The sequence below is a fragment of the Nocardia mangyaensis genome (assembly GCF_001886715.1).
In the GTDB taxonomy this organism is placed as follows: Bacteria; Actinomycetota; Actinomycetes; order Mycobacteriales; family Mycobacteriaceae; genus Nocardia; species Nocardia mangyaensis.
Window position 1 is genome coordinate 4625151 of sequence record NZ_CP018082.1, and the last position, 19779, is coordinate 4644929.

The 19779-nt window shown below is 68.8% G+C and carries 19 protein-coding genes and 1 pseudogene; 6 read left to right on the forward strand and 14 right to left on the reverse strand.

The genetic code is table 11. The annotated features are described in order from the left end of the window. Nucleotides 1-4: 4 nt before the first annotated feature. Nucleotides 5-952 carry a tRNA (adenosine(37)-N6)-dimethylallyltransferase MiaA gene (gene miaA / locus BOX37_RS21055; protein ID WP_071929154.1) on the reverse strand — a complete coding sequence of 316 codons (948 nt, stop codon included), beginning with the start codon at nucleotides 950-952 and terminating at the stop codon, nucleotides 5-7. Further along, the gene (locus BOX37_RS21060; RefSeq protein ID WP_071931733.1) at nucleotides 949-1722 is read right to left on the reverse strand and encodes a class III extradiol ring-cleavage dioxygenase family protein; all 774 of its coding nucleotides are present in this window, start codon (nucleotides 1720-1722) and stop codon (nucleotides 949-951) included. Before BOX37_RS21060 ends, miaA begins: the two co-directional genes overlap by 4 nt. Before the next feature lie 263 nt (nucleotides 1723-1985). Here BOX37_RS21060 and BOX37_RS21065 point away from each other — a divergent pair, with 263 nt between their 5' ends. Continuing rightward, on the forward strand, nucleotides 1986-3365 hold the full coding sequence (locus BOX37_RS21065) for a DUF349 domain-containing protein (RefSeq protein ID WP_071929155.1): 1380 nt from the start codon (nucleotides 1986-1988) through the stop codon (nucleotides 3363-3365). A gap of 64 nt (nucleotides 3366-3429) precedes the next feature. On the opposite strand, the gene BOX37_RS21070 is transcribed toward BOX37_RS21065, so the two are convergent. Together BOX37_RS21070 and miaB are read right to left on the reverse strand one after the other, a co-directional pair. Continuing rightward, nucleotides 3430-4008: an Rv2732c family membrane protein gene (locus tag BOX37_RS21070; RefSeq protein ID WP_071931734.1), complete on the reverse strand. Its 579-nt coding sequence runs from the start codon at nucleotides 4006-4008 to the stop codon at nucleotides 3430-3432. A 134-nt stretch (nucleotides 4009-4142) separates the two neighbouring features. Further along, nucleotides 4143-5684 carry a tRNA (N6-isopentenyl adenosine(37)-C2)-methylthiotransferase MiaB gene (gene miaB, locus BOX37_RS21075; RefSeq protein WP_420811547.1) on the reverse strand — a complete coding sequence of 514 codons (1542 nt, stop codon included), beginning with the start codon at nucleotides 5682-5684 and terminating at the stop codon, nucleotides 4143-4145. Nucleotides 5685-5908: 224 nt separating this feature from the next. Between miaB and BOX37_RS21080 the strand changes: the two genes are divergently transcribed. From BOX37_RS21080 to BOX37_RS21095, 4 genes are all read left to right on the forward strand, one after another. Then, nucleotides 5909-6637: an amino acid ABC transporter ATP-binding protein gene (locus tag BOX37_RS21080; RefSeq protein ID WP_071931735.1), complete on the forward strand. Its 729-nt coding sequence runs from the start codon at nucleotides 5909-5911 to the stop codon at nucleotides 6635-6637. A 37-nt stretch (nucleotides 6638-6674) separates the two neighbouring features. Then, entirely contained in the window at nucleotides 6675-7508 is an 834-nt protein-coding gene (locus tag BOX37_RS21085; RefSeq protein WP_071929157.1) for a glutamate ABC transporter substrate-binding protein, read from the forward strand. A 90-nt stretch (nucleotides 7509-7598) separates the two neighbouring features. Then, nucleotides 7599-8270 carry an amino acid ABC transporter permease gene (locus tag BOX37_RS21090; RefSeq protein ID WP_071929158.1) on the forward strand — a complete coding sequence of 224 codons (672 nt, stop codon included), beginning with the start codon at nucleotides 7599-7601 and terminating at the stop codon, nucleotides 8268-8270. Then, nucleotides 8267-9160 (forward strand): amino acid ABC transporter permease, encoded by an 894-nt coding sequence (locus BOX37_RS21095; protein WP_071929159.1) that lies wholly within the window; start codon nucleotides 8267-8269, stop codon nucleotides 9158-9160. The genes BOX37_RS21090 and BOX37_RS21095 overlap by 4 nt, the downstream gene beginning before the upstream one ends. Before the next feature lie 61 nt (nucleotides 9161-9221). Here BOX37_RS21095 and BOX37_RS21100 read toward each other — a convergent pair whose 3' ends face one another. The 10 genes and pseudogenes from BOX37_RS21100 to BOX37_RS21140 all read right to left on the reverse strand — a co-directional run bounded on the left by BOX37_RS21100 (nucleotide 9222) and on the right by BOX37_RS21140 (nucleotide 19139). After that, nucleotides 9222-10988 carry an oleate hydratase gene (locus BOX37_RS21100; protein WP_071929160.1) on the reverse strand — a complete coding sequence of 589 codons (1767 nt, stop codon included), beginning with the start codon at nucleotides 10986-10988 and terminating at the stop codon, nucleotides 9222-9224. Nucleotides 10989-11025: 37 nt separating this feature from the next. Continuing rightward, nucleotides 11026-11886 (reverse strand): 3-hydroxyacyl-CoA dehydrogenase, encoded by an 861-nt coding sequence (locus BOX37_RS21105; RefSeq protein ID WP_071929161.1) that lies wholly within the window; start codon nucleotides 11884-11886, stop codon nucleotides 11026-11028. A 111-nt stretch (nucleotides 11887-11997) separates the two neighbouring features. Beyond that, nucleotides 11998-12978 (reverse strand): glycine betaine ABC transporter substrate-binding protein, encoded by a 981-nt coding sequence (locus BOX37_RS21110; RefSeq protein ID WP_071929162.1) that lies wholly within the window; start codon nucleotides 12976-12978, stop codon nucleotides 11998-12000. Continuing rightward, nucleotides 12975-13781, reverse strand: coding sequence for an ABC transporter permease (locus BOX37_RS21115; RefSeq protein ID WP_084759924.1), 807 nt, complete (start codon nucleotides 13779-13781; stop codon nucleotides 12975-12977). The genes BOX37_RS21110 and BOX37_RS21115 overlap by 4 nt, the downstream gene beginning before the upstream one ends. Before the next feature lie 247 nt (nucleotides 13782-14028). Then, a complete protein-coding gene (locus BOX37_RS21120; RefSeq protein WP_071929163.1) occupies nucleotides 14029-15201 on the reverse strand; it encodes an ABC transporter ATP-binding protein in 1173 nt (390 codons plus the stop codon). Further along, nucleotides 15194-15844, reverse strand: coding sequence for an ABC transporter permease (locus BOX37_RS21125; RefSeq protein ID WP_071931737.1), 651 nt, complete (start codon nucleotides 15842-15844; stop codon nucleotides 15194-15196). Before BOX37_RS21125 ends, BOX37_RS21120 begins: the two co-directional genes overlap by 8 nt. A gap of 231 nt (nucleotides 15845-16075) precedes the next feature. Next, nucleotides 16076-16300, reverse strand: a complete 225-nt coding sequence (locus BOX37_RS36190; protein ID WP_420811633.1) for a hypothetical protein — start codon at nucleotides 16298-16300, stop codon at nucleotides 16076-16078. A 210-nt stretch (nucleotides 16301-16510) separates the two neighbouring features. Then, a pseudogene (gene recX / locus BOX37_RS36195) lies at nucleotides 16511-17059 on the reverse strand (recombination regulator RecX); the annotation flags it as partial. A gap of 435 nt (nucleotides 17060-17494) precedes the next feature. After that, nucleotides 17495-18532 carry a recombinase RecA gene (gene recA, locus BOX37_RS21135; protein ID WP_071929165.1) on the reverse strand — a complete coding sequence of 346 codons (1038 nt, stop codon included), beginning with the start codon at nucleotides 18530-18532 and terminating at the stop codon, nucleotides 17495-17497. A 157-nt stretch (nucleotides 18533-18689) separates the two neighbouring features. Further along, nucleotides 18690-19139: a nuclear transport factor 2 family protein gene (locus BOX37_RS21140; RefSeq protein ID WP_071929166.1), complete on the reverse strand. Its 450-nt coding sequence runs from the start codon at nucleotides 19137-19139 to the stop codon at nucleotides 18690-18692. Between the two features lie 120 nt (nucleotides 19140-19259). On the opposite strand from BOX37_RS21140, the gene BOX37_RS21145 reads away from it, so the two are divergent. Next, nucleotides 19260-19778, forward strand: coding sequence for a CGNR zinc finger domain-containing protein (locus BOX37_RS21145; protein WP_071929167.1), 519 nt, complete (start codon nucleotides 19260-19262; stop codon nucleotides 19776-19778). Nucleotide 19779: the final 1 nt, after the last annotated feature.

The following is a 19779-nucleotide window of genomic DNA, read 5'->3' on the forward strand; positions in this document are numbered from 1 at the left end:
CGCGTCACTGCGCTGTCCGTCCTGTCGGGTCTGCGGGGTGGAGAAAGAGCCGGGTCAGCGCGGTCGCGGCGAGCTGCGGGTCGGCGCCGTCGACCCAGACGACCCGGGGATCGCGGCGGAACCACGACCGCTGCCTGCGCACGTACCGGCGGGTGCCGATCAGGGTGCGCTCGCGGGCGTGGGCGAGATCGTATTCGCCGTCGAGGTAGGCCAGGACCTGGGCGTAGCCGATGGCGCGGCGCGCGGTCTGCCCTTCGCGCAGACCCAAGTCGATCAAGCCGCGCACCTCCTCGACCAGGCCGGTGTCGAACATCAGCGCGGTGCGGGCCTCGATGCGGGCGTCCAGCGCGGCGGTCTCCCGGTCGACGCCGAGGATGCGCGTGTCCCAGCGTGGCATGCCGATGGTGGGGGCCGAGGCGGCGAAGGGTTCGCCGGTCAGTTCGACCACCTCGAGCGCGCGCACCATCCGCCTGCCGTCGGTGGGCAGAATGGTGGCCGCCGCGGCGGGGTCGGCCGCGCGCAGTGCCGCGTGCACCGCGTCGACGCCGCCCTCGGCGAGCAGCGCTTCCCAGCGGGCGCGCACAGCCGGGTCGGTGGCCGGGAAGTCCCACTGGTCGAGCAGGGCTTGCACATACATCATCGACCCGCCGACGACGACCGGGGTGTGCCCGCGCGCCATGATGTCCTCGACGATCGCACTGGCCGCGCGCTGATAAGCGGCCACGGTCGCGGTCTCGGTGACGTCGAGGACGTCGAGCAGGTGGTGCGGGATACCGCGGCGCTGCTCGGGTGGCAGTTTCGCGGTGCCGACGTCCATGCCGCGATAGAGCTGCATCGCGTCGATGTTGACGATCTCGCCGTCGAGGCGTTCGGCGAGGTCGAGCGCGAGGTCGGACTTTCCGGTGGCGGTGGGACCGACGACCGCGATCGGAGGCCCGGGCCTGCTGGTCACTCGTCGCTGCCTTCCGGTCCGCTGGATCGCCACACGCTCACGTCGTAGGCGACGCCGTAGGGCGCGCCCTGATAGAGGGTACGCACCAGCGGATCGGCCGGGTCACCGGCGAACAGGCCGCCCATCGCCTGGTACGCGGCGCGGCCGTCGAGCAGCAGTCGCGCGCACAGGTCCGGGTCGAGCACGGCCAGTCCGGACCGGGAACCCGCGCGCAGGGCTGCGTCGAGTTCGTGTTGCGCCGGGGCGGCCCGTTCGTCGAGGTAGCCGGGTGCCTTGACCGTCAGGGTCGCGGCGCCGTCGGCCACGACGAGCACCGCGTGCGGCGCCGGATCGGCGTCGAGTGCGGCGCGGAGCGCGGCGCCGACCCGCGCGCACTCGCGCGGCGCGGTGTCGGCGGCCAGCAGACGCGCGCGCACCGAGATCTCGGGCGCGACCTGCTCGCGCAACCATCCGGCGATCAGTACGGGCAGGGGAAGCTGGGGGTCTGCTGGAACCGGTGCCGAGTCTCGCGGTCCGAGCCCGACGACGACATCGGCGCCGAAACCGCGAAAGGTGCCCCTGGTCGCGGGACCGAAGTTCTGGTCGTCGGCACCGACGCCGAGGACCGTCCACCGGTCGGCGACGGCGGCCAGCGCGGCCGCGGCGTCGAGGGCGGCGGCGCGCAGCACCGCGATCGGGTCATCGGACTCACCGTCGGGCAGCTCGCCGCGTCCGCACAGCGCGGGCACCAGCATCGGCGGCGACGGGACCAGGGCCGCTATCGAGAACACGCGGTAACCGTAGCCGCACCGCAAGCGCGCGGCTGCACCCGGCGCACCGCCACCCGACCGGAGTCCGCGAGTGTCCGGCGCGGTGATGCCCGCTGCGATTGCTAGTGTTTTCAAGTACGACTACCCACGTCGTCCGGGACGAAAACCCAGGAAATCCGGTATCCGATCCTCGGGATCGATGGTTTCCGACACTCGAACCGGGTTCAATGGGATGTGCTAGGGCGTAACCAGGCAGCCGTGACGCGCGGCAGGGACGGAGAGCAATGACCGACAGCAACGGAACCGCGAAGCCCACCCCCGGTCCGGGTCCGCGACCGTCCGGCGCCCCCAAGCCCGGCGGTAGTTCCCCGCGCCCGCCGAAGCCGCACGCCGTGAAACCGGCGCCGGGTCCCGATCAACCGCACCCGCACGCCGTCATCGTGCCCGCCGCCACCAATCCCGCCGAATGGGGCCGCGTCGACGAGGACGGCACCGCCTGGGTCAAGACCGCCGACGGCGAACGCGTCATCGGCTCCTGGCAGGCCGGCAACCCCGCCGAGGGCCTCGAACACTTCGGCCGCCGGTTCGACGATCTCGCGACCGAGGTCGCCTTGCTCGAGGCCAGGCTGGCCGCCGGCGCCGACGCCCGCAAGACCAAGGCCGCCGCGCTCGCGCTGGCCGAGACGCTGCCCACCGCCGCCGTCATCGGCGACATCGACGGGCTGACCACGCGGCTGCAGGCCATCACCGAGCACTCCGAGGAAGCCGCCGCGCACGCCAAGGAGGAAAAGGAACGCGCCCGCCACGAGCACACCGAACGCAAGGAAGCCCTCGCCGCCGAGGCCGAGCAGATCGCCGCCGAATCCACCCAGTGGAAGGCCGCGGGCGACCGGCTGCGCGAGATCCTCGACGAGTGGAAGTCCATCCGCGGCGTGGACCGCAAGGTCGACGACGCCCTGTGGAAGCGCTATTCCAAAGCGCGCGAGGCGTTCAATCGCCGCCGTGGCGCACACTTCGCCGAGCTCGACCGCGAGCGGGCCTCGGCCAAGACGCGCAAGGAAGAGCTGTGCGTGCGCGCCGAGGAGCTGTCGGGTTCCACCGACTGGACCGGCACCGCCGCGGTGTTCCGTGACCTGCTCACCGAGTGGAAGGCCGCCGGCCGCGCGCCGCGCGAAGCCGACGAGGCGCTGTGGCGGCGGTTCAAGAGCGCTCAGGACGTGTTCTTCGCCGCCCGCAACGCGGCGGTCTCCGAACGCGACGCCGAGTTCGAACACAATGCCACCGCCAAACTGGAACTGCTGCACGCCTACGAGCACATCGACCCGGCCACCGGGCTCGAGTCCGCCCGCGCCGCGTTGCGCGAACTGCAGGACAAGTGGGACGCCATCGGCAAGGTGCCGCGCGAGCGCATGCAGGAGCTGGAAAGCAAGCTGCGCGCGATCGAGAAGCGAGTCCGCGATGCCGCCGATCAGCAGTGGCGGCGCACCGATCCGGAGGCCGTGGCCAGGGCCGCGCAGTTCCGTGAGCGGGTCGCCCAGTTCGAGGAGCAGGCCGCCAAGGCCACCGCGGCGGGCAAGAAGCGGGACGCGGAGAAGGCACTCGCGCAGGCCCAGCAGTGGCGTGAATGGGCCGAAGCCGCCGAAGGCGCGGTCAGCAATCTGTAACCGCCTCCCCGCGACTCTTGCCGGTCGTGGGGAGGTTGGCCAAGTCACGACCAGGCGGGGAAGTTCACTCGCCGGTGAGGCGCTTGCGGTCGCGTTCTTCGGCCTCGCGGGCGGCGTTGCGGCGCTGTTCCTCGGCGGCGAGTTGCACGGCGGTGCGACTCCAGACGACGCGGATCCAGTGGAAGGTGAGCACCATGATCGCGATGGTGCCGAGGATCAGTCCGATACCGGGACCCGCGCCCTCGTAGTTGTTCAGACCGGGGGTCTGGCGATGCCAGATCGAGAGCACACCGAAGACGCTGCCCACCGCCGATCCCGCGCAGGCCAGCCAGGCCAGCACCCAGCGGCGGGTGGTCAGGGCCAGCAGCGAGAAGCCGACGCCGAAGACGATGACCAGCCAGACGAAGATCCGCGAGGGCAGGCCGATGTGTTCGATCCCCGCGACCTCGGTGTTCAGCAGAACGTCGAAGCCGCGCGCGGCGCCCGCGGTCGGCAGCACCAGCGAGATCAGCAGCGCGAAGACCGCGCCCGCGACCACCAGCGCCCGCGCGCCGGGGTCGATCTCACCGGCGATGCGACGTTCCACCGCGTCGAGCTCACCACGGAACTGCTCGAATTCCTGGTCGTTCTGCACCGGGTTCACCGCGTTCTCACTCCTGTCCGCAGGCTGGTCGTCGCTGGGCTCGTGTGCGCCGGGCTCCACTGTGCCATCCCACCGCGACGCGCCCGCACCCGACCCACTACGACCAGTAGTAGCGTCCGGCTCCTCCGGGGAACTCATGCGCAGCCGGTCGAGCAGCCGCTGGTCACCGGCTCGACCGCGGGCGCGCCGATGCGCGGCAGCCCGAGGCCGACGCCGATCGGTTCGGTCTTGGGGGTCACGCCGCGTTCGTGCGCGTCGCCGGCCCTGGTCCGCCGGTGCGCCTTCACCACGCCGTCGGCGATGAGGTGGTGCGGGGCCGCCTGGGTGATGTCGACGGTGACGATGTCGCCGGGCCGGATGCCCGCCGCGTCCCCGGGCCGGAAGTGCACCAGCCGGCCGTCGCGCGCCCGGCCGCTCATTCGCGCCGTCGCCGCGTTCTTCTTGCCCGCACCGTCGGCGACGAGTAGTTCCACCTCGGCACCGATCAGCGCCTGGTTGCTGTCGAGGGAGACCTGCTCCTGCAGCGCGATCAGCCGGTCGTAGCGCTCCTGCACGACCGCCTTGGGCAGCTGGTCGGGCAACTCGGCGGCGGGCGTTCCGGGCCGCTTGGAGTACTGGAAGGTGTAGGCGCTGGTGAACCGCGCCCGGCGCACCACGTCCAGGGTCTCCTGGAAGTCCTCCTCGGTCTCGCCGGGGAAGCCGACGATGATGTCGGTGGTGATCGAAGCGTGCGGCATGGCGGCGCGCACCTTGTCGATGATGCCGAGGAAGCGCTGCTTGCGGTAGGACCGGCGCATCGCCTTGAGCACCCGGTCCGAGCCGGACTGCAGTGGCATGTGCAGCTGCGGGCAGACGTTGGGGGTCTGCGCCATCGCCTCGATGACGTCGTCGGTGAACTCGGCCGGATGCGGCGAGGTGAAGCGCACCCGCTCGAGGCCCTCGATCTGGCCGGTCGCGCGCAGCAACTGGGCGAAGGCACCACGATCGCGCGGCTGCTCGGGGTCGACGAAGTTCACGCCGTAGGAGTTCACGTTCTGGCCGAGCAGAGTCACCTCGAGTACCCCCTGGTCGACCAGTGCCTGCACCTCGGCGAGCACATCACCGGGGCGGCGGTCGACCTCCTTGCCGCGCAGCGCGGGCACGATGCAGAAGGTGCAGGTGTTGTTGCAGCCCACCGAGATCGACACCCAGCCCGCGTATGCCGACTCGCGCTTGGCGGGCAGGGTGGACGGGAAGGCCTCGAGCGATTCCAGGATCTCGACCTGGGCCTGCTCGTTGTGGCGGGCCCGTTCGAGCAGCACCGGCAGCGAGCCGATGTTGTGTGTGCCGAACACCACATCGACCCAGGGTGCCTTGCGCACGACGGTCTCGCGGTCCTTCTGCGCCAGGCAGCCGCCCACCGCGATCTGCATGCCGGGCCTGCCCTGCTTGACCGGCGCCAGGTGACCGAGGGTGCCGTAGAGTTTGTTGTCGGCGTTCTCGCGCACCGCGCAGGTGTTGAACACCACCAGGTCCGGAGTGTCCTGCGGTGCGGCTTTGACGTAACCCGCGTCTTCGAGCAGACCGGACAAACGTTCGGAATCGTGGACGTTCATCTGGCAGCCGAAGGTGCGGACCTCGTAACTACGCGCCTGGGTCACCGCACGCTCTGCCACGTTCTGTCCGTTCGAATCCACCCATCCAGGGTACGGGCAGCGGCTCCCGCGGTCTGCGCCGACTCCGGCAATGCGGGGGCGATACCGGCAGGTTACCGACAGGTGTCGTTTCGGCGTGCCGCTGGGGTGAGTCGCGGAAAGCGGGGCAAATCTCCGAATAACGCATAAGGTTTCTGACCATGACCGACGACGCCGCACCCGCGACCGGGAATGCCGACGCCGCTGCCACTGCCGCTGCGCCGCCGATGATCTCGATGCGCAACGTGGACAAACACTTCGGTGCACTCCACGTTCTGCGCGATATCAACCTCGAAGTGCCCCGCGGGCAGGTCGTGATCGTCCTGGGTCCCTCGGGCTCGGGGAAGTCCACCCTGTGCCGCACCATCAACCGGCTCGAACCGATCGACTCCGGCGACATCGCCATCGACGGTGTCGCCCTGCCCGCCGAAGGCAAGGCGCTGGCCGCACTGCGGGCCGAGGTGGGCATGGTGTTCCAGTCGTTCAATCTGTTCGCGCACAAGACGATTCTGGAAAATGTGATGCTCGCGCCGCTGAAGGTGCGCGGGATCAAGAAGGACGAAGCGCGCAAGCACGCGTACGCCCTGCTCGAGCGCGTCGGCATCGCCGATCAGGCCGACAAGTACCCGGCGCAGCTCTCCGGCGGCCAGCAGCAGCGCGTCGCCATCGCGCGCTCGCTGGCGATGGACCCGAAGGTGATGCTGTTCGACGAACCCACCTCCGCACTGGACCCGGAGATGGTCAACGAGGTGCTCGAGGTGATGGTCTCCCTGGCCAAGGAGGGCATGACGATGCTCGTCGTCACCCACGAGATGGGCTTCGCCCGCCGTGCCGGTGACCGGGTGTTGTTCATGGCCGACGGCGAGGTCGTCGAGGACACCGAACCGGAGACGTTCTTCACCACCCCGCGCTCGGAGCGCGCCAAGGACTTCCTCGGCAAAATTCTCAGCCACTGACGGCCGTCACCACCACCGAAGAGGAGAAGGTAACTCGATGAGGATCAATCGTGCGATGCGCGTCGGAATCGGCGCTGCGGCACTGGCACTGGCGGCCACGCTCACCGCGTGCGGCGGCGGGGACGGCAAGTCCCTGACCGAGAACGCCAACGAAGGCACGCTCACCGTCGGCATCAAGTTCGACCAGCCGGGCATCGGCCTGCGCAACACCGACGGCACCTACAGCGGTCTCGATATCGAGGTCGCCGAGTACGTCGCCGACAAGCTGGGCGTCAAGGCCGAGGACATCACCTTCAAGGAAGCGCCCTCGGCCCAGCGCGAGACGCTGATCGAGAACGGCCAGGTCGACTTCATCGTCGCCAGCTACTCGATCACCGATTCCCGCAAGCAGAAGGTCGACTTCGCCGGTCCGTACTACGTCGCGGGCCAGGACCTGCTGGTGCGTGCCGACAACACCGACATCACCGGCCCGGAGTCGCTCGACGGCAAGAAGGTCTGCTCGGTGGCGGGTTCCACCCCGGCGCAGAACATCGAGAAGAACTTCCCGCAGGCGCAGCTGCAGACCTACGACACCTACTCGCTGTGCATCGAGGCGCTGCGTGGCGGTGCGATCGACGCGGTGACCACCGACAACGTCATCCTGGCCGGGTACGCCGCGCAGGCGCCGGGCACCTACAAGCTGGTGAACAAGACCTTCACCACCGAGAACTACGGGATCGGCCTGATGAAGGGCGACACCGAGGGTCGGACCAAGATCAACGACGCGATCGAGGAGATGATCGCCGACGGTTCGTGGAAGGCCGCGCTGGAGAAGTCCTTCGCCGGTACCGGCTTCGCGGTCCCCGAGCCGCCCACTGTCGATCGCTACTGATCATCACCGCGGCGGTGGCCGGGTACGCCCGAGCCACCGCCGCGGTGTTTTCCCGCTGGCCCTTTCACACCGATCGGAGGACGCGCGTCCGTGTTCGACCTGATCTCGAGGTATGACTCCCAAATCCTCGAAGCCTTCTGGGTGACCATCAAGCTGACGTTCTTCTCGGCGATCGGCGCGCTGATCATCGGTACCGTCGTCGCCGGTATGCGAGTGTCGCCCATCCCGGTCGCGCGCTGGGTAGGCACCGCCTACGTCGCGATCTTCCGCAACACCCCCCTGACTCTGATCATCGTGTTCTGCTCGCTGGGCCTCTACACCACGCTGGGCTGGAAGCTGGCCGGTGATTCGCTGGCCGACAACAACTATCGCTGGGCCATTCTCGGATTGAGTGTCTACACAGCGGCTTTCGTGTGCGAGTCGCTGCGTTCGGGCATCAACACCGTGGCGCTCGGGCAGTCCGAGGCCGGTCGTTCGCTGGGCTTCGGCTTCTCCCAGAACCTGCGCCTGGTGGTGCTGCCGCAGGCGTTTCGCGCGGTCATCGCCCCGCTGGGCAGTGTGCTGATCGCGCTGACGAAGAACTCCACCATCGCCTCGGCGATCGGCGTCGGCGAAGCCGCCTTCCTGATGAAGGCGATGAACGAGAACGAGGCCGCGGTGCTCGCGATCGGCGCGATCTTCGCGCTCGGGTTCGTCATACTCACCCTGCCGACCGGTCTGTTCTTCGGTTGGCTGGCCAAGCGATTCGAGGTGGCGCGATGAGTGCAAGCGCTTCGGTACTGTTCGACGCGCCTGGCCCCCAGGCGCGGTTCCGGCACCGCCTCTACTCGGTCCTGGTCGTGATCGCCCTGGTCGTCGGCGGCTGGTGGTTGTTCAACGCCTTCGCCGAGAAGGACCAGTTCACCGCCGAGAAGTGGAAGCCGTTCCTCGAAGCCGACGTCTGGAAGACCTACCTGCTGCCCGGTCTCGAGGGCACCCTGGTGGCGGCAGCGATCTCGATCGTGTTCGCGGTGCTCTTCGGCATGATCTTCGGCATCCTGCGCCTGTCCGAGCACCGGTGGGTGCGCTGGACAGCGGGCGCGATCGTCGAACTCGCCCGGGCGATCCCGGTGCTGATCCTGATGATCTTCCTGTTCGCGGTGTTCGGCAGTTACAAGATCTTCCCGTCCGATCAGCTGGCCCTGGCGGCGGTCGTCATCGCGCTGGTCATCTACAACGCCTCGGTCATCGCCGAGATCGTGCGCGCCGGTATCCGGTCACTGCCCAAGGGCCAGTCCGAGGCCGCCGTCGCGCTGGGCCTGCGCAAGAACCAGCTCATGCGGTTGATCCTGCTGCCGCAGGCGATCACCGCGATGCTGCCCGCACTGGTGTCGCAGATGGTGGTCGTCCTCAAGGACACCGCCCTGGGCTACCAGATCACCTATGTGGAATTGGTTCGCTCCGGTCAGCAGGTGGGTGCCTCGCAGCAGAACACGATCCCCGCGCTGATGGTCGTCGCGCTGATCATGATCGCGCTGAACCTGGCGCTGACCTTCCTGGCGACGACGCTGGAGAAGCGGCTGCGGGGTCGGCGCAAGAAGGGCACCGCCGTGGTGGCCGCCGATTCGATCGTCACCGACGGCGCCCCCGGCGTCGACATCACCAAGACCTAGCGGGCACGACGAGAGCGGGGCCCGATCCATGCGGATCGGGCCCCGCTTCTCGTCGTGGTGCTCAGTCCTCGCCGAGCAGCCCGGATTCGCGCAGCAGCACGCCGATCTCGGTGTCCTCGAGCTTCTTGATCAGACGATTGCGGACGAAGTCCGGGCCGGGCAGGCTCACCTCGGCACCATCGCGCAACCGGCTGGTCGCCGCGAGCAGCGAGCGGATGTCGTAGGTGGAGTCGAACACCTCCGGTACCCCGCGTTCGATGTCGAGCAACCGGTAGGCCGCCTCCATCCCGGTGCGCACCGAGTACTCGGTGGTGAAGATGCAGTCGCGGCTGGTCTCGGCGAACTGACCGATGAAGGCGAAGTTGACCGCACCCTCCGGCACCACGTCGGGCCGGTCACCGGCCGCGCGCGGCATGAAGAACGCGGTGACGTACGGCATCATCACCGGCACGCAGGTCGCGGCATCGGCGGCCAGCGCCGGGATCTCGGACTCGGGCACGCCGAGGTGGTAGAGCCACTCCTGGGTGATCTCCTCGCCCGTGCACTCCTGCATCGTCTTGTTCACGAAGTCGCCGAGCCGGTCGACGAACAGCGCGTACACCCACACCACGATCTGATCGGGCGGCTGTTGTTTGAAATGCGGCTGCCGGTTGACCGTCCAGCTCATCAGCCACGACGAATCCTTGACGGTGACGATGCCGCCGGTGACCACCCGGCCGCTGAACGGGTCCCGCTTCGCGATCTCCTCGATGTAGCGCGGGATCCGCTTGTCGAGGGTGGTGACCGTCGCCGATTCCCATTTCGTCTCCGGGATGTGGCCGCCGAAGACGTCGGGATGCCCGAACGACGGGTCCTTCTTCGCGATCCGCCGCCACAGATCCCAGGCCGGGGCAGGCCCCTCGTCGAGCGTGGCGGGGGTGTGCTGATCGCCCTCGTCGGAGTTCTCGGTGAGCGAGCCGATGGTGGCGAACACCAGATCGTTCGCGGTCAGGTCGACGCCGCCGGACTCGTCCTCGGCGACCCAGTGGATGCGGGTGGCCTGCTTGCGCGCGCCGCTGATGTCGAAGTCGATGTCGGTGACCTCGGTGTCGAACCGGAAGGCCACGCCCTGGTCGAGCAGCCAGCGATACAGCGGCAGCACCAGCGACTCGTACTGGTTGTACTTGGTGAACTTCAGCGCCGAGAAGTCGGGCAGCCCGCCGATGTGGTGGATGAAACGATGCAGGTACAGCTTCATCTCCAGCGCGCTGTGCCATTCCTCGAAGGCGAACATGGTGCGCCAGTACAGCCAGAAGTTGCTGGTCAGGAAGTCCTTGCCGAACACCTCGTCGATCCGCTTGTTCTCCATCTCCTCCCGCGTCGCCAGGAACACCTTCACGATGTCCTTCTGCGCGCGGTCGGTGAGGGCGAACAGGCCGTCGGTGTGCGCGTCCTGACCGCGTTTCACCGTCGCCCGCTGCAGCGAGAAGTTGGGGTCGTCCTTGTTGAGCCAGTAGAACTCGTCGAGCACGCTGGCGTCCTCGATCTCGAGGGACGGCACGGTGCGGAACAGATCCCACAGGCACTCGAAGTGGTTCTCCATCTCGCGGCCGCCGCGGATGACGAAACCCTTCTTCGGTTTCTTGATCCCGTCCAGCGCGCCACCGGGCAGCGGCAACCGTTCCAGGATGGTGATCCTGTCACCGGACAGCTGCCCGTCGCGGATCAGGAAGGCCGCGCCCGACATCGAGGCCAGTCCGGCGCCCACGAACCAGGCTGATTTGTCATCGACGCCCTCGGGCTTGCGGGGACGGGCGAACGCTTCGTAATTGCCACTGCTGTAGTACATCCGAGCTCCTTCGTCCGATCCGGATACGGCGACGCGGCTAGGTGGAGTACTTGTAGAACCCTTCGCCGGAGGCCACGCCGAGCTTGCCCTTGTCGATGTAGTTGTCCTTGAGCCAGGCCGCGAGCTTCTTGCCCTCGCCGTCGGCGTTGGCCAGGATGTTGTACGGGGTGGTCAGGCCGACGATGTCGAGGATCTGGAACGGGCCCATGGGCGAGCCGGTGGCGATGCGCCAGGTCTCGTCGACCGCGGCGGGTTCGGCGTATCCGCCCGCCGCCAGGGCGATGCCGGAGTTGAGGAAGGGCACGAGCAGCGAGTTGAGGACGTAGCCCGCCTTCTCCTTGTGCAGTTCGATCGGCACCATGCCGATGGCCTCGGCGAAGTCGACGACCGCGCCGAACACCGCCGGGTCGGTGCGTGTGGTTCCCATGACTTCGGCGGTGTTGAACTTCCAGACCCGGTTGGCGAAGTGCAGGGCCAGGAAACGGTCGGCGCGCCCGGTGTAGTCGACCAGGTCGCTGGGCAGCAGAGTGGAGGAGTTCGTCGCGAACACAGTGCGCTCGGGCGCGAGTTCGCCGAGCTTGCGGTAGAGGTCGCGCTTGATGGCGAGAACCTCCGGGACGGCCTCGATGATCAGGTCGGCCTCGGCGGCCGCGGCGGCCAGATCGTCGGTCAGGGTGATACCCGACGCCGTCGTCGCGGTGTTGTCGGCATCGGCGCCCTCGACCTCCTGCTGATAGACCGTGGCCAGCCCCTCGAGGCGTTGGCGCGCCGCCGTGAGCGCGGCGTCATCGATGTCGTAGGCGGTGACGTCGAAGCCGTGGAACGCGGTCTGGAAAGCGATCTGGGATCCGAGCACCCCGGTCCCGAGCACGGTTACCTTGCGGAATTCGGTGGTCATGCGTCTCATCATGGACCGGATGACCGACCTCGTGTGGGACGCGACCCACACGTACCGGACATCTCGGGCGGCAGCCGGTAACAGTTCGGCAAACCGTCGCGCGAGAGCGGGTCAGCCGGCGGTGACCAGTCCTTCGGCGACCATCCAGTCGCGGGCGACCTCGGCCGGCTCTCGGCCATCGATGTCGACCTGGCGGTTGAGTTCGGTGATCACCTCGTTGGTCAGGCGCGCGGAGATCGGGGCCATGATCTCGGCGACTTCGGGGTGCGCGTCGGCGAAATCGCCGTGCATCACCACGGCGGCGTTGTACTTCGGGAAAAAGCCCTGGTCGTCTTCGAGCAGGACCAGGTCGAGGGCGGGGATGCGGCCGTCGGTCGCGGCGACCGAGCCGAACCGGCACTGGGTGGCGTCGGCGGTGGCCTGGTAGACGAGCGCGTCCTGGACGATCTGCTTCGGCACCGCCCCGACGTCGATACCGTACTTGCGGGCCATGCCGGGATAGCCGTCTTGGCGCACATTGAATTCGGTGCCGACGCAGGTGGCCGCCGCGGCGGGGTCTTTCGCGATGAGGTCCGCGTAGTCCGACAGCGTCCGCACCCCGGTCTGCTCGGCGGTGTTCCTGCTGGTGACGAGTGCGTAGGTGTTGTTCATCGGGGCCATCGCCGCCCACACCATGCCGTGTTCGGCCCGGTCGGCGTCGCGGACCAGTTCGAACTGTGTGCGTTCGTCCGGTTCGGGCGTCTCGTTGCCCAGGTAGTTGATCCAGCCGGTGCCGGTGTAGTCGTAGGCGATGTCGACCTGGCCGTGCAGCTGGGCGTCGCGCAGGCTGTTGGAGCCCTGAATGTTGGTCAGGTCGCGGACGTTCGCGCCCGCGGCGGTGAGCGCGAACTCGATGAGGTAGCCGAGGATGTTGGCCTCGGTGAAGTCCTTGGAGCCGACCGTCACGGCGACCCCGTCGAGTTCGGGCACCGGCCCGATACTGCCCGGCCCCACCGGCAGCGGCACCGAACTCCCCGACTGCAGACCACAACTCGTGAGAACGACGACACCGAGCACCGGGACGAGCCCGCGCAACCATCCGGCGATTCTCACCGCAACCCCTTCGGTCCGAGAAACTGTTCGGCCAGTGCGCCGAGCCAGTCGACGAACAGCGCGAGGGCGACAGCGAGCACCGCGCCGAGCGTCAGCGTCACGGTGTCACGCAGTTTGTACCCGGTGTCGATGAGGATGCCGAGCCCGCCCGCGCTCACCAGGAACGACAGCGTCGCGGTGCCGACCGCCAGCACCAGCGAGGTGCGCAGTCCGGCCAGGATGTAGGGCACGGCGAGCGGGAACTCGATGCGCCGCAGCACCTGCACCGCCGACATGCCCTGCCCGCGGCCCGCATCGATCACGGCGGGATCGACCTGTTGATAGCCGAGAATCGTGTTGCGCAGCACCGGCAGCAGCGAGTAGAACGCGATCGGCGCGACCCCCACCCAGAACCCGGTGGTGCGAGTGGCCAAGTAGCACAGCACGATCAGGCCGATGGCGGGCGCCGAGGCCCCGATATTGGCGATGCCGACGAAAATCGGTGCCAGCCGCCGGAACCGGTCCCGGGTGAGCAGCGTCCCCAGTGGCACCGCCACCGCGATGACGATCAGCACCACCGTCGCGGTGATCAGCACGTGCTGCCAGGTGACTTCGGCGATGGTGCCCACGTTGATACTGGCCTGCTGGGTCAGCGTGAGATCACGCCGAAACGCCCACACCAGTACCCCGATGGTCAGGATCAGCACGATCACCGGCTGCACGAGCAGGCGCAGCAGTTCGGCCCGGCGCTGCGCACCCGGCGCCGCCACCGTCGCGGGAACATCGACAACCGAACGCGGCCGGGCCGACAGGGAATTCGTCATGATCGAGGCCCCTCCCACCCGAGCCGTGTCGTCGATGGCGATCCCGCGCGCGCGACTCCGCCGATGGCCCCGGCCACCCCACCGCCGTGGGCTATCCGGCCCCTGCGGAGCACCAGCACTGTCGAGCCGTCGGAGCGTACAGCGCCACGATGGGCGGGGATCGGGGTGGCCGAGGCACCGGGGTATGGCATCGCGTCCCGCCGCGACAGCGGCTTCGAGGCGAGGAGCAGGCGGCGTGGGGCGGGGATCACGTCGACACCGCCGCTGCCGGGGCGGGTGTGGCGAGATGTCTGATCAGGGTGTCGACGGTGACCACGCCCGCATAGGCGCCGGTGGGGTCGACGACGACGGCGGAGGCCGTGCGGTCGGTGAGCAGGAGGGCGAGTGCGTCCTGCAGGGTGGCGTCCGCGGGCACGGTGGTGCTGATCGGTGTGCCGAGATCGCGGAGGGACTCCGCGTGGGCGAGTTCGGATGCCGAGACCCGGTGCAGCGGACGGCGCTGCGGATCGATGACGATGCCCCACTGGCGATCACTGGCGCGCAGGGCGGCGGCCAGGTCGGCGGGTGCGGTGTCGTCGGTGACCGCCGTTGCCTGGTCCAAGTCGATGTCGGCGAGGACGACGAGGCCGAGTCGGTCGATGGCCGGGGTGGCGCCGACGAAACCGGCGACGGTGTCGTCGGCGGGGGCGGCCAGGATGGCGGCGGGGGTGTCGTATTGCAGGATGCGGGAGCGGTCGCCGAGTACCGCGATGCGATCACCGAGCTTCACCGCCTCGCCGAAGTCGTGGGTGACGAACACGATGGTCTTGCCGAGTTCGCGCTGTAGACGCAGCAATTCGTCCTGCAACAGGGCGCGGGTGATCGGGTCGACGGCGCCGAATGGCTCGTCCATCAGCAGCACCGGTGGGTCGGCGGCGAGCGCCCTGGCCACTCCGACGCGCTGCTGCTGACCGCCGGAGAGCTGCCGGGGGTACCGAGTGCGGTAGATGGCGGGGTCGAGTCCGACGAGGGTGAGCATCTCGTCGGTGCGGGCGGCGGCGCGGCGGCGATCCCAGCCGAGCAGGCCGGGCACGGTGGCGATGTTCTTGGCGACGGTCAGGTGCGGGAAGAGTCCGGCCTGTTGGATCGAATAGCCGATGCCGCGGCGCAGTTCGTCGGCGTCGATCGCCCCGGCGTCGCGGCCGCCGATGGTGACGGTCCCGGAGGTGGGTTCGATGAGCCGGTTGATCATCCGCATGGTGGTGGTCTTGCCGCAGCCGGAGGGCCCGACCAGCACCACGATCTCCCCGGCCGGAATGGTCATACTGACCTCGTCGACCGCCGGATCGGGTTGCTCCGGATAGCGTTTGGTGACCCGGTCCAGGACGATCTCGACGCCGGAGACGGTCGCGGCCGCGGCGCTGGTTTCGGTGTCAGTCACGAATTCCCCTCGATATGGTGAGCCGTCCGAGCAGGAGCAGGACGCCGTCGAGCACGAGCGCGAGGACGACGATGAGGACGGTGCCGGTGAGTGCCTGCGGCACCGCGTTCGGGCTGCCGAGGCGTGAGAGCCCGGAGAAGATCAGATTGCCCAGGCCGGGGCCCTTCGCGTAGGCGGCCAGGGCCAGGATGCCCATGATCATCTGGGTGCTCACCCGCATGCCGGTGAGGATCGCCGGCCAGGCCAGCGGCAGTTCGATCGTGGTGAGCAGCCGCAGTCGATTCATGCCGACTCCACGCGCGGCATCGACGACCGACGGGTCCACCGAGGAAAGCCCGAGCACCGTATTGCGCAGGATGGGTAAGAGCGCGTACAGCACCAGCGCCACGATCGTCGGGCCGACGCCGAGCCCCAGGAACGGGATCAGCAACCCGAGCAGCGCGAACGAGGGCACCGTGAGGATCGCGCCCGCCGTGGCGGTCGCCGCCGCCGAGCCGAGCGGACTCCGGTACACCAGGACCCCGAGCGCCACCGCGATCAGCGTCGCCACCACCAACGACTGGACCACGGCCGACACATGCAGATACGAATCGACCAGCAGCTGTTCTCGCCGGTTCACCACGAATGACCACAACGCGTCCAGGGTCTCACCTCCCCGTAGTCCGGCGGCCCCACCGGGCCCTGCCCTCCGGAATGCCCCACCCACCACCGGGCGAAACACCCTGCCTCAGCCCCAGCGCGCTGCTCGAACACCGAATCCGCCTGCGCAGAAACAGCTTTCATCAGCGCGAATCATCCTACGCGCCCCGCGACCACCTCGCGGCAATTCGTCCCCACCCCGTGCGCTCCGGGTCGGTCGCCGATCGTCACCCACTCAAAGATCGGCCTCGGCCAATTCGGCTTTCACCACCGCGTAGGCGAGGGTGGGGCTGTATCCGCGGCGGGCGAGCAGGTCGACCAGGCGGCGGGCGGCTTTGGTGCGATCGAGGTCGGCGGGCATCGAACGAAGTTTGCGGCGAACCAGGTCGATGGCGGCCTGTTCGTCGCCCGGGACGGGCCTCGACCGGGCAGGACGCCCCTGGGTTCCGGGCGTTTCCATGCCGTCGGAGGTATCGACAGCATCGGCTGAACGCGCCGAGCCCGCACCACCGAACCGCGGCCGATGACGAGCACGCCACGGCGAGACCTCCGCGGCGGCGCCGTCGGAGTCCGGCAGGCCGTCGGCGCCTGGGGGATCGTCCGTTCCACCGTCCCGGGATCGACTGTCGGACCGGGTGGGGCCGGTCGGGCGAGGTGGGGTGGGTGTGCGTTCATAGCCCGCGTCGGCGAGTTCGGTGGCGACGACGGCGAAGGCGGTGGACTGGTCGTAGCCGCGGCGGGCGAGCATGCCGACGAGACGGCGCAGCGCCTTGTCGCGATCGAGATCGCGGGGCAGGGTGCGGAGTTTGCGGCGGACCAGGTCGGCGGCGCGGGCGTGTTCGGCGGCGTCGGTGACGATCGCCAAGGCTTGCTCCACTTCGTCGGGTGCCACTCCCTTGTCCCGCAGTTCGCGCTGCAGGGCCTTCTTGCCCTTGCCGGAGTAGGTGTGTCTGGCGTGCACCCACTGCTGGGCGAAGGCCGCGTCATCGATCAGGCCGACTTCGGTGAGCCGACCGAGCGCCGCCTCGATGATCTCGAGCCGGAAGCCCTTCTCGCCCAGCCGCTTCTCCAGTTCGGCACGGCTGCGGGCGCGCACCGCGAGCAATCGCAGGCACGAGTCCTTGGCCTGCTCCAGGGTCGCGCCGGGCCGGTCACCCGGGGCGAGCCGACGTGTGCCGGCCCGCCTCTCGGGCTCTCCCGGCTCGGACCCGGCCGCCACCGGATCCGCATGCCGCCCGTCGTCACCACCGACGCCGGGCGACAGGGAGTCTTCATCGCGCCGTCGGGACCTGCGTCCCCGCCGCGCGCCGCGGGGACGGTCCCCGCTCCCCCTCCCCACGTGATCATCCGCCGACCGCCACGCGAGAGGTTCGGCCTCCACGCCGGGTCGGTTCGGGTGATTCGAGCGTGGTTCATCGGCGAATCCGATCGGGTGCGTGCGCTGCGGATCGCCCGCACCCGATCGAACCCCCCGGACGTCCGGCTCGACGCGCTGTTCGCGCGCCGAGCGGACGAGTTCTGTCGCCGATCCCGCCTGCGGCGCGGGCTCCGGCTCCACCTCGATGCCGAGGCGTGCCAGCTGCCTGCGCATGTCCTCGACCGGGTCGACGGCATCGGGGCGCGCGCGCCCGCCGGAGGTCGGCGAACCCATCGGCTAGAAGTCGGCGGGAGTCTCGGCCTCGGCGGTCAGATCGGCGCCGATGCCCAGCTTCTCCTTGATCTTCTTCTCGACCTCGTCGCGCACATCGGTGTTCTCCAGCAGGAACTTGCGGGCGTTCTCCTTGCCCTGGCCCAGCTGGTCGCCCTCGTAGGTGTACCAGGAGCCGGACTTGCGGATGAAGCCGTGCTCGACGCCCATGTCGATGAGCGAGCCCTCCTTGGAGATGCCGTGGCCGTAGAGGATGTCGAACTCGGCCTGCTTGAACGGCGGGCTCACCTTGTTCTTGACGACCTTCACGCGGGTGCGGTTGCCGACCGCGTCGCTGCCGTCCTTGAGGGTCTCGATGCGGCGCACATCCAGGCGCACCGAGGCGTAGAACTTCAACGCCTTACCACCGGTGGTGGTCTCCGGCGAGCCGAACATGACGCCGATCTTCTCGCGCAGCTGGTTGATGAAGATCGCGGTGGTGCCGGAATTGCTCAGCGCGCCGGTCATCTTGCGCAGCGCCTGGCTCATCAGGCGAGCCTGCAGGCCGACGTGACTGTCGCCCATCTCGCCCTCGATCTCGGCGCGCGGCACCAGGGCGGCGACGGAGTCGATCACGATGATGTCGATGGCGCCGGAACGCACCAGCATGTCGGCGATCTCGAGCGCCTGCTCACCGGTGTCGGGCTGGGAGACCAGCAGGGCGTCGGTGTCGACGCCGAGCTTGCGGGCGTAGTCGGGGTCGAGAGCGTGCTCGGCGTCGATGAACGCGGCGACGCCGCCGGCGGCCTGGGCGTTGGCCACCGCGTGCAGCGCGACGGTGGTCTTACCCGAGGATTCCGGACCGTAGATCTCGACGACGCGACCGCGCGGCAAGCCGCCGATACCGAGCGCGACGTCGAGGGCGATGGAGCCGGTCGGGATGACGGAGATCGGCTGACGGGCTTCTTCGCCCAGGCGCATGACCGCGCCCTTGCCGAAGTTCTTCTCCACCTGCGCCAGTGCCAGCTCCAGCGCTTTGTCGCGATCGTAGGCCTGCGGTGCCATGTGTGGTTCCCCTTCTCGAGGTGAGTGTCTCTCTGGTTGGCGCCCACAGTAGAGGCCGGCACCGACAAGTTCTGCGCCCAGATTAGTCGAACACCCATTCGAGTCAAGCGACGCGCCCGGTAACACGCGAAGCGCTCCCCGACCGGCAACCCCGATGTCACCGCTGCGGCAGCACGGAGTCCTCACCCTCGGCGCGGGGCCCGAAGAGCCGCCGCTCGGATTCGTCGATGCGCACGTCGTTGATGCTGGCCTCCCGGCGCGCCATCCGCCCGTCCGGCGCGAACTCCCACTGCTCGTTGCCGTAGCTGCGCCACCACTGCCCCGCCGCGTCGTGCCATTCGTACTGGAAGCGCACGGCGATGCGGTTGTCGTGAAAGGCCCACAGATCCTTGCGCAGGACGTAGCCGTTCTCGGCCGCCCATTTGCGGGTGAGGAAGTCGACGATCGCCTCGTGACCGGTGAAGAACTCGTCGCGATTGCGCCACACCGAGTCCTCGGTGTAGGCCGCGGCGACACGCTCGGGATCTTTGGTGTTCCAAGCGTTTTCGGCGGCGAGCACCTTGGCACGCGCGGAGTCGAGATCGAACGGTGGTAGTGGTGGTCGCACGGCGAAGCCTTTCCCGGAGATTCGGAATGCCCGAACCTAACCTGCTAATTTATTTTTGCCAGTTAGACCCTAAGGTGGCAGACCGGCGGCGTCAACCGGTGGGGTTGGTAGCCTCGCCGGATGCGTGATCCCCGTCCGCACACCGGCGAACCACCCGCCCTCGACCTGCTCAACACGCGGTGGCGCGGCGATGACCCGGGCGATCTGCTCGACGATCTCGACGGACTGCGGCTGTGGCTGAACCTGCTCGGCCTCGCCGAGCAGGTCCCCGCCGACGAGCACACCCTGCAGGCGCTGCGCACCGCCCGCGACGCCATTCACGCCGCGGTCACCACGGGCGAGTACGCGGCGGTGAACCAGGTCCTCGCGCACGGCCGCATCCGCCGTGAGCTCACCGGTGAGGGCCCGCGCGAGGTCCCGGAGGTGGCCGATCCGGCGTGGCTGCCCGGCTGGCTGGCCGCCGACGATCTGCTGCGGCTCATCGCCGAAGCGCCGCACCGCATCCGCCAGTGCGCGCATCCCGACTGTGTCCTGTTCTTCTACGACACGTCCAAGAACGGCACCCGCCGCTGGCATTCCATGGCGACCTGCGGCAACCGGACCAAGGCGGCCCGGCACTACGCCAAGATCACGGAGTGAA

Bases quoted from the DNA above. Each gene is read 5' to 3' on its own strand.
- BOX37_RS21085 (WP_071929157.1), top strand. From the start codon at position 6,675: ATGAGGATCAATCGTGCGATGCGCGTCGGAATCGGCGCTGCGGCACTG.
- recA (WP_071929165.1), bottom strand. From the start codon at position 18,532: ATGGCACCGCAGGCCTACGATCGCGACAAAGCGCTGGAGCTGGCACTG.
- BOX37_RS21115 (WP_084759924.1), bottom strand. From the start codon at position 13,781: ATGACGAATTCCCTGTCGGCCCGGCCGCGTTCGGTTGTCGATGTTCCC.
- BOX37_RS21065 (WP_071929155.1), top strand. From the start codon at position 1,986: ATGACCGACAGCAACGGAACCGCGAAGCCCACCCCCGGTCCGGGTCCG.
- BOX37_RS21080 (WP_071931735.1), top strand. From the start codon at position 5,909: ATGATCTCGATGCGCAACGTGGACAAACACTTCGGTGCACTCCACGTT.
- BOX37_RS36190 (WP_420811633.1), bottom strand. From the start codon at position 16,300: ATGGAAACGCCCGGAACCCAGGGGCGTCCTGCCCGGTCGAGGCCCGTC.
- BOX37_RS21105 (WP_071929161.1), bottom strand. From the start codon at position 11,886: ATGACCACCGAATTCCGCAAGGTAACCGTGCTCGGGACCGGGGTGCTC.
- BOX37_RS21095 (WP_071929159.1), top strand. From the start codon at position 8,267: ATGAGTGCAAGCGCTTCGGTACTGTTCGACGCGCCTGGCCCCCAGGCG.
- BOX37_RS21100 (WP_071929160.1), bottom strand. From the start codon at position 10,988: ATGTACTACAGCAGTGGCAATTACGAAGCGTTCGCCCGTCCCCGCAAG.
- BOX37_RS21145 (WP_071929167.1), top strand. From the start codon at position 19,260: ATGCGTGATCCCCGTCCGCACACCGGCGAACCACCCGCCCTCGACCTG.